This window comes from Burkholderia sp. KCJ3K979 (assembly GCF_016759955.1).
Taxonomy (GTDB): Bacteria; Pseudomonadota; Gammaproteobacteria; order Burkholderiales; family Burkholderiaceae; genus Burkholderia; species Burkholderia orbicola.
Window position 1 is genome coordinate 12,095 of record NZ_JACFYV010000033.1, and the last position, 13,132, is coordinate 25,226.

Consider the following 13,132-nt stretch of genomic DNA (forward strand, 5'->3'; position numbering starts at 1 on the left):
ACAATCGGGAGGGCCGACGTGTCGGCGGGCCGCCGGCACGGCCATACGCGAGAGATCTGGCCCTGCGCCAACCACACCAATCATGACAACCGTCGAAGTCGAAGCGACCGCGCGTGTCGAAGAGGCACCGGCATCCCTATGGGCCTTGTTCAAGGTCGTCGCCGGCATTTCGGCCGTTTCGTGGGGCGGGCTTTCGATGATGGCGCAACTCGAACGCCATTACGTGGAGCGGCTGCGGCGCATCGAGCCGCACGTCTTCGGCGATCTCGTCGCGCTCGCATGGCTCGTCCCGGGCCCCGTCGGCTGCAACGTCGCCGTGCAGGTCGGCCAGACGCTGCATGGCCGTGCCGGCGCCTGGGTCGCCGGCATCGCGAGCGTGCTGCCGTTCTCGATCCTGATGACGCTGTTCGCGATCTTCTATCAGACGCCGCTCGTGCGCTCGCTTGCTGCGCCGATGCTGATCAATCACTTCGGCATGGTGCTCGCCGCGCTGATCGGCGTCACGTGGGTCAAGCAGGTGCGCTCGCTCGCGCGCACGCGGCTCGAACAGGCGATCGCCGCACTATCGACGATTCTGCTCGCTTTCGCGCATAGTCCGGCCGCTTTCGTCGGGATTCTGTTCGCCGCGTTTGCAGCGGGCTGGCTGACGGGGCCGCCGCAGCGCGACGCGGTCGATTTCACGCTGTCGAAGCGCGACCGCACCCTGCTCGTGCTGCTCGGCGTGCTCGTCGTGCTGTTCGCGGTGCCGCTGCCCGGCGATTACCAGGCGGAATTGCTATGGCCGCGCCTCGCGGGCGCCGGCATGACGCTGTTCGGCGGCGGCTTCTCCGCGCTGCCGGTGCTCAAGACGCTGTTCGTCTCACCGGCGACGGGCATCTCCGATCACGACTTCACGCTGGCGTTCGCGCTGTCGCCGGTCGCGCCGGGGCCGTTGCTGAACGTCGTGCCGTTTCTCGGCTATCTGACCGACGGCTGGGTCGGCGCGCTGCTCGCCACCGCCGCGCTGTTCATTCCGTCGGGATGCCTCGTCGTGTTTGCGCAGAACCATCTGCTCCGGCTCAAGCGCCATTCGCGCTTCGAGCACGGGATGCGCCTGCTGCGCGCGGCGACGACCGGCTTTCTCGTGGTCGCCGTCGTGAAAATCCTGCATCGCGAACCGGCCGAACCGGTTTACTGGCTGACGGGCGCGTTCGCCACGGTGTGCTTCACGCGCTTCAAGGTGCCCGTCTATGCCGTGTACGGCGCGGTCGCCGTGGTATGCAGCGTGTGGCTGTGGGCCGCGCGCTGACGGGCGCCGGCCGTCGCCCTGTCCGGTCTGGTCCGCCTCACCCGCTCAACCTGCCTGCACCGTAACCCGGCGTGCCATCCAGCGGGCGCGCAGCGCGTCGTACGCGAGATTGAAGCAGAACGTGTAAGGCAGGAAGAACAGCACGATACCGAGGTCGAGCAGCAACGCCTCGACGAGGCTCACGTTCAGCCACCACGCGGCAACCGGCACCACCATCGCGACGAGGCCCAGCTCGAACGTCACCGCGTGCGCGACCCGCATGCCGAGCGTGCGCGACAACCCGGCCCGACGCTCGAAGCGGTCGAACAGCGTGTTGAACGTCATGTTCCACGCCATCGCGATCAGCGACACCATCACCGTCAGCACGCCGACGTGCGATACCGGCATGTCGAGCAGCCATGCGCCGATCGGCGCGCACAGCGCGATCGCCACCAGTTCGAACGTCAGCGCGTGCAGTAGCCGTTCCGTCACCGTTTTATTGATCTGTTTCATGATTCGCTCCAATGCGTTACCTGATCCATGTCGGCCATTTTGATCGGCATAACCGTATGAATCCAGTTTGATATCATCGGTTTTACCGATATAACGCTGTCAGGAGCCCTGCATGCAGCACGCCCCGGAAGCCCTGCTCGCATTCGCCGAAGCGGCGCTGCTCGGCTCGTTTACGGCCGCCGCACGCAAGCTCGGCAAGCGCCAGTCGACGGTGTCGGAAGCGATCGCGAATCTCGAAATCGACCTCGGCGTGCAGTTGTTCGATCGCTCGACGCGCGCGCCGACGCTCACCGACGCCGGCCGCGCGCTGCTGCCGCACGTGCAGCGCGCGCTCGAGGCCAGCGCGGCGATCGACCGCACGGCCGCCCGGCTCGCGCACGGCGAGGAAGCGCGGCTCACGCTCGTCGTCTCGGATACGTACCAGTCGAAGCGCTACGAAGAGACGTTGATGGCGCTCGAACGGCGTTTTCCGGCGCTCGAGCTCGAATGCCAGATCGCCGAGCACGACGACGTCCTCGACCTGATCCAGCAAGGCCGCGCGCAACTCGGGCTGATGGCCGCGCGCGCGACCTACCCGGCCGATATCGGCGCGGCGACGGTGGCGGAGGAATCGGAGATCGGGCTGTTCGTCGGCCGCACGCACGCGCTCGCCGCATATGGCGACGCCGAGGTGCCGCACGCGGCGCTGCGCGACGTGCGCGAACTGCGCCTCAATACCTACGTGAAAACGGAAGGACGCGGCACCGACGACCGGATCGTCGTCGGCACGCAGCACTGGCTCGCGCCGAGCTACCTGATGCTGCTGGAGATGGCGGTGCTGGGGTTCGGCTGGGCTGAACTGCCGCGCTGGATGGTCGAGCACTTCGCGCGCGACCGCCTGTGCGAACTGCATGCGCGCGGCTGGCCGCGCCGCGTGCGGGTGGATGCGGTCTGGTCGCGCAACCGGCCGCTCGGGCCGGCCGGGTCATGGCTGCTCGACGCGATGCTTGCCGCGTAGTGGTGCGTGTGCCGTCGAGCCTGCCGGGGACGGAGGGCTGAGGGCTGAGGGCTGGCGCCAGCCGGTCAGAAACCGCGCGACAGCACGGCCGCGCCAATCGTGACGACGCCGAGCACGAGGTTCACGACGACGAGCAGGCGCACCGCGTTCACCGCGCGCGCGCCGTCCGGCCAGTTCTGCGCCTGCACCGCACGGCGAATGCGCGGGAACAACGCGAAGCGGATGTGCCCGAAGATCAGCATCATCACGACGCCGAGCCCGGCCATCGCGTGCAGCGACCACGTCGCGTGCGCGCCGCCGAAGCTCGTCAGCAGGAAGCCGCCGGACAGCAGGATCACGATCACGGCCCCTGAAACCCAGTTGAAGAAGCGGCCGAACACGCCTTCGATCAGCGGCAACCGCAGCTGCGGCGACAGGTCGGACAGTGCGGGACGCAGGCAGAAGTGCGCGAAGACCATCCCGCCCACCCACACGGCGACGGCCAGCAGGTGAAGAAACAGCGCGACGGCAACGGCGTGGGACATGGGGACGATCCTGTGATGAATGGGGTGCAGCGAACGGCCGCGTCGCACGCGGCATCAAGCGACGTTCGACTCGCCAGCCGCGCGGCGGTTCGGACCCTCAGCGCGATTTCACACTATTTTGCAAATTCCGCGTGACAACGCCACGCTTGCTTACCCGAATCCCCCAGCCAGAAAAGAAAAAGCCGCCCGCCCGCCGAAGCGGACGTGCGGCCTTCGATCGCGGCCGAACCGAATGAACCGGATGAACCGGGCGATCCGGACGACCGCGCGGCGTCAGCCGAGCAGCGGACGCAACTCGGTGACGACCTTGAGCTTCGTGTCCGGCGCGCGGCCCTTGCGGGCGCGCTTGCCGATGTGCGGCGCGAGCCCGGCATACGACAACGTCTCGTCCTGCACCTTGCCGCCGCGACCGGTGCCGATCAGCACGACGCCGGACGGATCGATCGCGAGTGCCTGCACGAGCGTTTCCTTGTCGTCGAGCGCCATCAGGATCACGCCGCGCCCGCCGCCGGACAGCGTCTTCATCTCGTCCATCCCGAACACCAGCAAGCGCCCGCCGCTCGACAGGCAGGCGACCTGCGTCGCGTTCGGCAGCACCGGCATCGGCGCGAGCGGCACCGCACCCGCATCGATCGTCATGAACGACTTGCCGGCCTTCAGGCGACTCACCATGTCGCCGACCTTCGCGAGGAAGCCGAAGCCGTTGCTCGACGCGAGCAGCAGTTGCTGGTCGGCCGGCGCCGCGTAGTAGTGCATCAGGTGCGAGCCCGATTCGAGCTCGATCAGCGACGTGACCGGCACGCCGTCGCCGCGCCCGCCCGGCAGCACCGACACGTCGACCGAATACACGCGGCCGCTGCTGCCCCACGCGATCAGGCGATCCGGCGTGCGACACTGGAACGCCGCGTACAGGTGGTCGCCCGCCTTGAACGTGAAGCCGGCCGGATCGAGCCCGTGGCCCTTCAGCGCACGCACCCAGCCCTTCTGCGACACGACCACCGTCACCGGCTCGTCGACCACCTTCGCCTCGAACGTCGCACGCTTTTCCTGCTGGATCAGCGTGCGGCGATCGTCGCCGTACTGCTTCGCATCGGCCTCGATCTCCTTGATCATCAACCGCTTCATCGCGCTTTCGTTCGCGAGCAGTTCCTCGAGCTTTGCCTTTTCGTCGCGCAGCGCGTCGAGTTCCTTCTCGATCTTGATCTTCTCGAGCCGCGCGAGCTGGCGCAGGCGGATTTCGAGAATGTCCTCGGCCTGCCGCTCGCTGAGGCCGAACGCGCTCATCAGCGCGGCCTTCGGCTCGTCCGACTCGCGGATGATGCGGATCACCTCGTCGATGTTCAGGAAGACGATCATCCGCCCTTCGAGGATGTGGATGCGGTCGTCGACCTTCGCGAGACGATGGCGGCACCGGCGCGTCATCGTCAGCTGGCGGAATTTCACCCATTCGTCGAGGATCGTCAGCAGGCCCTTCTGGCCCGGCCGGCCGTCGGCGCCGATCATCACGAGGTTCAGCGTCGCGTTCGATTCGAGGCTCGTGTACGCGAGCAGCGTGTTCACGAATTCCGTCTGGTCGATCGTGCGCGACTTCGGCTCGAACACGAGCCGCACCGCCGCTTCCTTGCCCGACTCGTCGCGCACCGCGTCGAGCAGGTCGAGCATCGCCTTCTTCGTGTTGAGCTGCTCGGGCGTCAGCGTCTTCTTGCCGAGCTTGAGCTTCGGGTTGGTCAGTTCCTCGATTTCCTCGAGCACCTTCTGGCCCGACGTGCTCGGCGGCAGCTCGGTGACGACGAGCTGCCACTGGCCGCGCGCGAGATCCTCGATCTTCCATTTCGCGCGCACTTTCAGGCTGCCGCGGCCCGTTTCGTACGCCGCCGCGATTTCGGTGTCGCTCGAGATGATCTGGCCGCCGCCGGGGAAATCCGGGCCGGGAATCAGGTTCATCAGCTCCGCGTGCGTGAGCTTCGGATTGCGGATCAATGCGACCGCCGCCGCCGCGACTTCGCGCAGGTTGTGCGACGGGATTTCGGTGGCGAGGCCGACCGCGATGCCCGACGCGCCGTTCAGCAGCACGAACGGCATGCGGCTCGGCAGCGTCTTCGGCTCCTCGAACGAGCCGTCGTAGTTCGGCATGAAGTCGACCGTGCCCTGGTCGATCTCGTCGAGCAGCAGCTTCGCGATCGGCGTGAGGCGCGCTTCCGTGTAACGCATCGCCGCAGCGCCGTCGCCGTCGCGCGAGCCGAAGTTGCCCTGCCCGTCGATCAGCGGGTAGCGCAGCGAGAAATCCTGCGCGAGCCGCACGAGCGCGTCGTATGCCGACTGGTCGCCGTGCGGGTGGTATTTACCGAGCACGTCGCCGACCACGCGCGCCGACTTCACCGGCTTCGCGTCGGGCCCCAGGCCCATTTCGTTCATCGCGAACAGGATCCGGCGCTGCACCGGCTTCTGGCCGTCGCACACGTCGGGCAGCGCGCGGCTCTTCACGACGCTGACCGCGTAGCTGAGATACGCCTGCTCCGCGTAGTTGCCGAGCGTCAGCGCGTCGCTCTCGGGTGCGTCGGGGCTGGCAAAGAGATCGGAAGTATTGTCGTCCATCTGAATTCCGTATTCGTAAGTGGCGTGAGGCCGGGCCGGGCGTCATGCCCGGCCGCGCGGAACGCTCCGCTTAAATGTCCGCTTCGACGTCGTTGCCCTTTTCCTCGAGCCAGCCGCGCCGCGCGGCTGCCTCGCCCTTGCCCATCAGCATCGTCATCCGCGCGACGGTCGCCTCGTAGTCGAGCTCGCCGAGCTTCACCGGCATCAGGCGGCGCGTGTCGGGATTCATCGTCGTGTCCCACAGCTGCTCGGCGCTCATTTCACCGAGGCCCTTGAAGCGGCTGATGCTCCACTGCGTGTCGCGCACGCCGTCCTTGCGCAGCTTGTCGAGGATCGCCTCGAGCTCGCCGTCGTCGAGCGCATAGAGCTTCTGCGCGGGCTTCTTGCCGCGCGCGGGCGCGTCGACGCGGAACAGCGGCGGACGCGCGACGAACACGTGGCCGCGCTCGATCAGTTGCGGGAAATGCTTGAAGAACAGCGTGAGCAGCAGCACCTGGATGTGCGAGCCGTCGACGTCCGCGTCCGACAGGATGCAGATCTTGCCGTAGCGCAGGTTCGACAGGTCGACGGTGTCGTCGGGGCTGTGCGGATCGACGCCGATCGCGACCGAGATGTCGTGCACCTCGTTGTTCGCGAACAGGCGGTCGCGCTCGGTTTCCCACGTGTTCAGCACCTTGCCGCGCAGCGGCAGGATCGCCTGGTATTCCTTGTCGCGGCCCATCTTCGCGGAGCCGCCCGCCGAGTCGCCCTCGACCAGGAACAGTTCGTTGCGCGCGATATCTTCCGTCTCGCAATCGGTCAGCTTGCCGGGCAGCACCGCGACGCCCGAGCTCTTGCGCTTCTCGACCTTCTGGCCGGCGCGCGTGCGCGCCTGCGCCTGCTTGATCACGAGTTCGGCAAGCTTCTTGCCGTGCTCGACGTGCTGGTTCAGCCACAACTCGAGCGCCGGACGCGAGAACGACGATACGAGCTTCACCGCGTCGCGGCTGTTCAGCCGCTCCTTGATCTGCCCCTGGAACTGCGGATCGAGCACCTTCGCGGACAGCACGAACGACACGCGCGCGAACACGTCTTCCGCGAGCAGCTTCACGCCCTTTGGCTGCAGGTTGTGCAACTCGACGAAGCTCTTCACGGCCTGGTAGAGACCGTCGCGCAGGCCCGACTCGTGCGTGCCGCCGGCCGGCGTCGGGATCAGGTTCACGTACGACTCGCGCACGAGCGAACCTTCCTCGCTCCATGCGACGACCCACGACGCGCCCTCGCCCTCGGCAAAGGTTTCGTCGGTCGAACGCGAATCAGCGAAGCGCTCGCCTTCGAACAGCGGGATCAGCAGCTCGCTGCCGTTCATTTCGTCGAGCAGGTAGCCGCGCAGGCCGTCTTCATACTTCCACGTCTGGCGCTCGCCCGTCTTTTCGTTGACGAGCACGACCTCGACGCCCGGCAGCAGCACGGCCTTCGAGCGCAGCAGGCGTTGCAGCTCGCCGAGCGGCAGGTTCGGCGAATCGAAGTACTTCGGATTCGGCCACACCTGCACGCGCGTGCCGGATTTCTTCTCGCCGCGGCCCGCGCCTTGCGTGGACAGCGGCTTCACGACGTCGCCGTCGGCGAAGCCGAGTTCGGCGATCTTGCCGTCGCGCCACACCGTCACGTCGAGACGCGTCGCGAGTGCGTTCGTGACCGACACGCCGACCCCGTGCAGGCCGCCCGAGAACGTATAGGCGCCGCCCGCGGCCTTGTCGAACTTGCCGCCCGCATGCAGGCGCGTGAACACGATCTCGACGACCGGCACGCCTTCTTCGGGGTGCATGCCGAACGGGATGCCGCGGCCGTCGTCTTCGACCGAGACCGACTGGTCAGCGTGCAGCGTGACCGTGATCTGCTTGCCGTAGCCGCCGAGCGCCTCGTCGGACGCGTTGTCGATGACTTCCTGGATGATGTGCAGCGGATTCTCGGTACGGGTGTACATGCCGGGACGCTGCTTGACCGGCTCGAGACCCTTGAGCACCTTGATCGATGCTTCGCTATAGGCCGCGCTGGGTTTCTTCGTTGACATAGGCGCTGAATTTCGTCATTCATCGGGACGTTGTCCACACCTCGTGTGGATAACGTCGTGGACAAAACGTTGAGTTCCGTAAAAAAGCGAATCGAAACAACGGTGTGCTTGGACTGCTCCGAAAGCGGGCGCGCGGCATGTGCGGCGCTTGCCCTGGACGCGCGGTATTTTACTGGTTCCGCGTGGCACGCCAATCGCGGGATCGGCGCGCACCGCGCGCGTCACACCGGCTTGCGCTTCGCCTCGAGCGTTTCCCACCGTTCGAGCGCGGCGAGCAATTCGTCGTCGATCGCCGCGAACCGCTCGGTCAGGCGCGTGCCTTCCTGCGGGTCCTTCGCGAAAATCGCGCCATCTTCGAGCTGCGCGTTGATCGTCTTCTGCTCAGCTTCGAGCGCGGCGATCTTCTCCGGCAGCGAATCGAGCTCGCGCTGCTCGTTGAACGACAGCTTCACCGTGCGCTGCGCGTTGCGGCCGGCCGCGCTCTTCGCCGGCTCGTCCTTCGCGGGCGCCGCTTCCTTGACCGCGCGCTTCGCCGCTTCCTGCTGCGCGAGCTGCTCCGAGCGCTCGCTCTGGATCTGCCAGTCGGTGAAGCCGCCGACATATTCGCGCCACTTGCCGTCGCCCTCCGCCGCGATCACCGACGTCACGACGTTGTCGAGGAACGCGCGATCGTGGCTGACCAGCAGCACCGTGCCGTCGTAGTCGGCCAGCAGCTCTTCGAGCAGTTCGAGCGTCGGGATGTCGAGGTCGTTGGTCGGTTCGTCGAGCACCAGCACGTTGGCCGGGCGCGCGAACAGCCGCGCGAGCAGCAGCCGGTTGCGCTCGCCGCCCGACAGCGACTTCACCGGCGAACGCGCGCGCTCCGGCGCGAACAGGAAATCGCCGAGGTAGCTCATCACGTGCTTGCGCACGCCGCCGATCTCGACCCATTCGCTCCCCGGGCTGATCGTGTCGGCCAGGCTCTTCTCCTGGTCGAGCTGCGCGCGCATCTGGTCGAAATACGCGACCTGCAGGTTCGTGCCGGTGCGCACCGTGCCTTCGTCGGGCTTCAGGTCGCCGAGGATCAGCTTCAGCAACGTCGTCTTGCCGGCGCCGTTCGGGCCGACGAAGCCGATCTTGTCGCCGCGCATGACCGTCGTCGAGAAGCGGTCGACCACCGTGCGGCCGCCGTAGCGCTTCGTCACGTCGGTCAGCTCCGCGACGATCTTGCCGGACTTCTCGCCCTGTGCGACATCGAGCTTCACGTTGCCCTGCGCATTGCGGCGCTCCGCGCGCTCGTTGCGCATCTGCACGAGTCGCGCGATGCGGCCGACGCTGCGCGTGCGGCGCGCTTCGACGCCCTTGCGGATCCACACTTCTTCCTGCGCGAGCAACTTGTCGAACTTCTCGTTCTCCACCCGCTCGACTTCGAGCTGCTGCGCCTTGCGCGTCTGGTACGCGGAGAAATTGCCCGGATACGACAGCAGCCGACCGCGATCGAGCTCGACGATGCGCGTCGCGACGCGGTCGAGGAACGCGCGATCGTGGGTGATGAACAGCAGGCCCGCGCGCTGCGCGACGAGCAGCTCTTCCAGCCAGCGAATGCCGTCGAAGTCGAGGTGGTTGGTCGGTTCGTCGAGCAGCAGCACGTCGGGCTGCAGCACCAGCGCGCGCGCCAGCGCGACGCGCTTCTGCATCCCGCCCGACAGCGCGTCGACGCTTGCGTCGACGTCCTGCAGGCCGATCTGCGCGAGCGTCATCGACACGCGCGTGCGCCAGTTCCACGCGTCGTGCGCGTCCAGCGACGACTGCAGCGCGTTCATCCGCGCGAGCAGCGCATCGTGCTCGGCGCCTTCCGGGATCTCCGCGAGGCGGTGCGCGATCGACTCGTATTCTTCGAGCAGTTCGCGCGTGTGCGCGAGCCCCGACGCGACCGCGTCGAACACCGTCGCGCCCGGCTCGAATTCGGGCTCCTGCGGCACGTAGACCGTCACGAGCTCCTGCTGACGCGTGACCAGCCCGTCGTCGGGCTTCGCGAGATCGGCGACGATCTTCAGCAGCGACGACTTGCCCGCGCCGTTGCGGCCGATCAGGCCGACCCGCTCGCCGGCTTCCAGCGAGAAATCCGCGTGATCGAGCAACGCGACGTGACCGAACGCGAGCTGCGCGCCGGTAATGGAATAGAGCGACATGGGGAGACGGCGAAGAGAGAAATCGGAAGCGCCCATTGTACCGGGCGCGCGGGCCGGGATCGGCTTGGCTGGATGGACGAGCGCCGCAGGCTAAGCTTGAAGTGCGTCGGCGCGGGGCCGTGAGCGGGTTGCGGGCGGTTTTTCGCTTTGGATGCCGGCCGCCGTTTACGTGCCCGCGTAAACGGCGAAACGCCGGCCGGATGCCCGCGGCCGGCCGATCGACCGATCCCATGCGCGGCGCGGCGAGCGCCGGCGCAGAACGTGCGGTTACTTCACGTTGACCGTGATCGTCGAACTCAGTTCGGGACCGTACGAACGGTGCGCGCCGTCACCGAGCTGCAGCGTCAGCGTGTGCTGGCCAGACGGCAGCTTCACGTCGGTTTCGGTCTGGGCCTTGCCGAAATGCAGCGAATGGTCGGTCGCCGGGATCACGTCGCCCTTCGGCACCGGCTTGCCGTCGATCAGCAGATGATGGTGACCGGTATCCGGGGTCATGTCGCCGGCCGGCTTGAGCGCCATGCCTTCGAGACCGAACTTCACGTGTACGGGGCTCGACACCGTCGCGCCGTCCTGCGGCTCGACGAAGAACACACGCGCCTCGGCGCGCGCGAGCGTCGATACGGCCAGCGCCGCGACACAGACTGCACCCGCGATCCACTTTCTGTTGAGCATCGTTTCCTCCTTCAGATTGACAGGCCCACGAAGCATACACTGCATGCCCGACCGACGCGACGGCGCCGGTTGTTCGCGATGCGTACGTTTAAAACGACGTTGCGCAGGCGTTAGGCGAAATTCCGGTACCATTGCGCCTTTCGTCCGCCGGCCACGCTGCGGACGGCATCGCCGAATTTTCATTATCCCGAGCGCAACATGAGCGAAGTAACCGAATACCAGAGCTGGGTCTGCCTGATTTGCGGGTGGGTCTACAACGAAGCGGAAGGGCTGCCCGACGAAGGCATCCCGGCCGGCACGCGTTTCGCCGACATTCCCGCCGACTGGCGCTGCCCGCTGTGCGACGTGGGCAAGGAAGATTTCGTCGTCGTCGATTTCTGATTTTCTGTTTCGATCGCGGTTGGTCACGCGATACGCGCGTCGGAGGTGCATTCCGCCCCGCCGACGCGCCGCGCGTTTGCTATACTCTGCGCGCTGTCCACACCGCCGTCCGGTTCGCCTTCTTTTGCGCGAATGCCCGGACTTGGCTCTCCCCGTAGTTCAATGGATAGAACAAGCGCCTCCTAAGCGCTAGATACAGGTTCGATTCCTGTCGGGGGGACCAGCCTGGTTCCCAACACTTCCCAAGTTTGGCCAAAAAGTCGCGCACATCCTTGTGTCGGATAGGGTCTATAGCAAGGCGTACGAGGCGCTCCATGGACAAAATGGAGCCGAGTAGCTATCGGTAGTCACTCGCCACGAGCCCGCGATATCCGTCAAGGGGCAAGGTTCAGCTGGACAACTTTATTCGTTCCAGTACCATTATCGACCAAGTTTTTAATCAGATTCCCATAAGCCCTGTTTCCGCTAATAATATAGCGATCAGAAGCCCCCGTACTAACAACAATTCCATAATTGTTTGGCTGGGTTGTCGGATCATAAGCACCGGCTGTTACGCCAGTAATCGTGAAATCACATACACCCGGACCGGCCACAACGCCGTAGACAAAACCAGCGCACATTCCATTAGAAATACTCACATTTTTGACGTGAGCGCCCTGGAACAATATTCCAGATTGAGACGGCCTGTAGTCGTTGTGGACCACAAAACTGGAAATATTCACGTCCGCAACAACACCTGAACTTCCATCGATAAATATTCCATTTCCACCGCCGTTCGCGGGGCTTGCCCAGACATTGGTAAACTTCACCCACAACACGTTGCCGCCGGCGGCCGGTTGTATTGTTACGCAATTACCGGTACAAGTATCAAAATAGGTGTTGGTTGCGAAAATTGCTTGCGCGGTGCTTCCAGAGCCCGGGTTCACGAGAAGAGCCGTTCCCTGGCCAACAATATCACTGTTGTCCAGCATCAATGCTCCAACCGCAACCACGTTAATTCCATACGTTGGTGACGCGACAGTATCGTTGATGAAGATCAACCCATCCAACCGAACATCAGTTCCCGGAACGTTGATCCATATTCCCCCTCCTCCTGGCGAAGTGGACGCCGGGGTCGCATTATGAAATATGCAATCTCGAACAGAAATTGGAGCAGCAGGTGAATTTATATTTACCGCGCAATAATGCCCGTCAAATCTACACTTTTCGATATGACCAAATGCTCCGGTCAACACAACAAACGACCCTGCAGTTCGAGTAACTGATGAGGCGAATCCAAGGCCCTCGACTCCAGAATCCCAGCCTGAAATAGTCAACACATCTGCCGTCGCAGAAGATGTCGACAGAATGGATCCTTGGGACCCTGATCCGGAAAAGACTATCCCCCGGACAGTGGAGTTGATAGCAGACGAGACCCGATATGTACCGGCCGGAAAGAAGACAACTCCGCCTGCTCCGAGAGAATTCACAGCAGCCTGAATGGCCGCGGTATCATCACTCGCCCCATCCCCTACCGCACCAAAGCTCTTGACGTTTGCAACGTCGCTAGCCATCGATCTCAAAGTGCGGGCAACAGCGCCGCCTCCCGCAACAGTTACCGTATCCAAAGAAACGTCCGTCATAGGAAATGCTCCCGATCAACGATCAAGGGGTTGGCGTCCATATGCACCGACGTCGATCACACGTCGACGTCATTGTGAAGTCGTCGGTATCCAACAGGTGAATGCGCAACGAAGTGGCTGGCGTGGGCCCTCCTCTCGGTCTAGCATCGTCGCATCATCGCGCGTTTCGTCTGATGTGAGAAGCCCCGCTCGATGCGGGGCTTCGAATAAATCACTGACTGGTCACGGCCCGCGATTCCGCGCGAAATCGCGGCCGCTTTGCTATGCACTGGGTAACCATCAAGTTCATCAGGCACGTTCTGCAATACGAATCTAGGCGATCCTCCCGATTCACGAG

10 protein-coding genes and 1 tRNA gene are annotated in these 13,132 nt (G+C 64.9%); 4 read left to right on the plus strand and 7 right to left on the minus strand.

What is annotated here, in order from left to right; genetic code table 11:
• Positions 1–82 precede the first annotated feature (82 nt).
• Complete coding sequence (locus H3O04_RS10505) at positions 83–1,288, plus strand: chromate transporter (protein ID WP_034174481.1); 1,206 nt, start codon at positions 83–85, stop codon at positions 1,286–1,288.
• Between the two features lie 45 nt (positions 1,289–1,333).
• On the opposite strand, the gene H3O04_RS10510 is transcribed toward H3O04_RS10505, so the two are convergent.
• Positions 1,334–1,780 carry a multidrug/biocide efflux PACE transporter gene (locus H3O04_RS10510; RefSeq protein WP_011694345.1) on the minus strand — a complete coding sequence of 149 codons (447 nt, stop codon included), beginning with the start codon at positions 1,778–1,780 and terminating at the stop codon, positions 1,334–1,336.
• A 112-nt stretch (positions 1,781–1,892) separates the two neighbouring features.
• Between H3O04_RS10510 and H3O04_RS10515 the strand changes: the two genes are divergently transcribed.
• The gene (locus H3O04_RS10515) at positions 1,893–2,777 is read left to right on the plus strand and encodes a LysR family transcriptional regulator (RefSeq protein WP_006478170.1); all 885 of its coding nucleotides are present in this window, start codon (positions 1,893–1,895) and stop codon (positions 2,775–2,777) included.
• Between the two features lie 65 nt (positions 2,778–2,842).
• Here H3O04_RS10515 and H3O04_RS10520 read toward each other — a convergent pair whose 3' ends face one another.
• The 5 genes from H3O04_RS10520 to H3O04_RS10540 all read right to left on the minus strand — a co-directional run bounded on the left by H3O04_RS10520 (position 2,843) and on the right by H3O04_RS10540 (position 10,792).
• A complete protein-coding gene (locus H3O04_RS10520) occupies positions 2,843–3,301 on the minus strand; it encodes a CopD family protein (protein WP_006487629.1) in 459 nt (152 codons plus the stop codon).
• 273 nt (positions 3,302–3,574) lie between these two features.
• Positions 3,575–5,896, minus strand: a complete 2,322-nt coding sequence (gene parC / locus H3O04_RS10525) for a DNA topoisomerase IV subunit A (protein WP_006478168.1) — start codon at positions 5,894–5,896, stop codon at positions 3,575–3,577.
• Between the two features lie 70 nt (positions 5,897–5,966).
• A complete protein-coding gene (locus H3O04_RS10530) occupies positions 5,967–7,949 on the minus strand; it encodes a DNA topoisomerase IV subunit B (protein ID WP_023476762.1) in 1,983 nt (660 codons plus the stop codon).
• Positions 7,950–8,170: 221 nt separating this feature from the next.
• Positions 8,171–10,120, minus strand: coding sequence for an ATP-binding cassette domain-containing protein (locus H3O04_RS10535; RefSeq protein WP_012328967.1), 1,950 nt, complete (start codon positions 10,118–10,120; stop codon positions 8,171–8,173).
• 267 nt (positions 10,121–10,387) lie between these two features.
• Positions 10,388–10,792, minus strand: a complete 405-nt coding sequence (locus H3O04_RS10540) for a DUF4399 domain-containing protein (RefSeq protein ID WP_125381047.1) — start codon at positions 10,790–10,792, stop codon at positions 10,388–10,390.
• A gap of 198 nt (positions 10,793–10,990) precedes the next feature.
• On the opposite strand from H3O04_RS10540, the gene H3O04_RS10545 reads away from it, so the two are divergent.
• Both H3O04_RS10545 and H3O04_RS10550 read left to right on the plus strand, forming a co-directional pair.
• A complete protein-coding gene (locus tag H3O04_RS10545) occupies positions 10,991–11,173 on the plus strand; it encodes a rubredoxin (RefSeq protein WP_006478164.1) in 183 nt (60 codons plus the stop codon).
• 148 nt (positions 11,174–11,321) lie between these two features.
• Positions 11,322–11,396 (plus strand) — tRNA-Arg (locus H3O04_RS10550).
• 151 nt (positions 11,397–11,547) lie between these two features.
• Here H3O04_RS10550 and H3O04_RS10555 read toward each other — a convergent pair.
• A complete protein-coding gene (locus H3O04_RS10555; RefSeq protein ID WP_125381025.1) occupies positions 11,548–12,795 on the minus strand; it encodes a glycosyl hydrolase family 28-related protein in 1,248 nt (415 codons plus the stop codon).
• Positions 12,796–13,132: the final 337 nt, after the last annotated feature.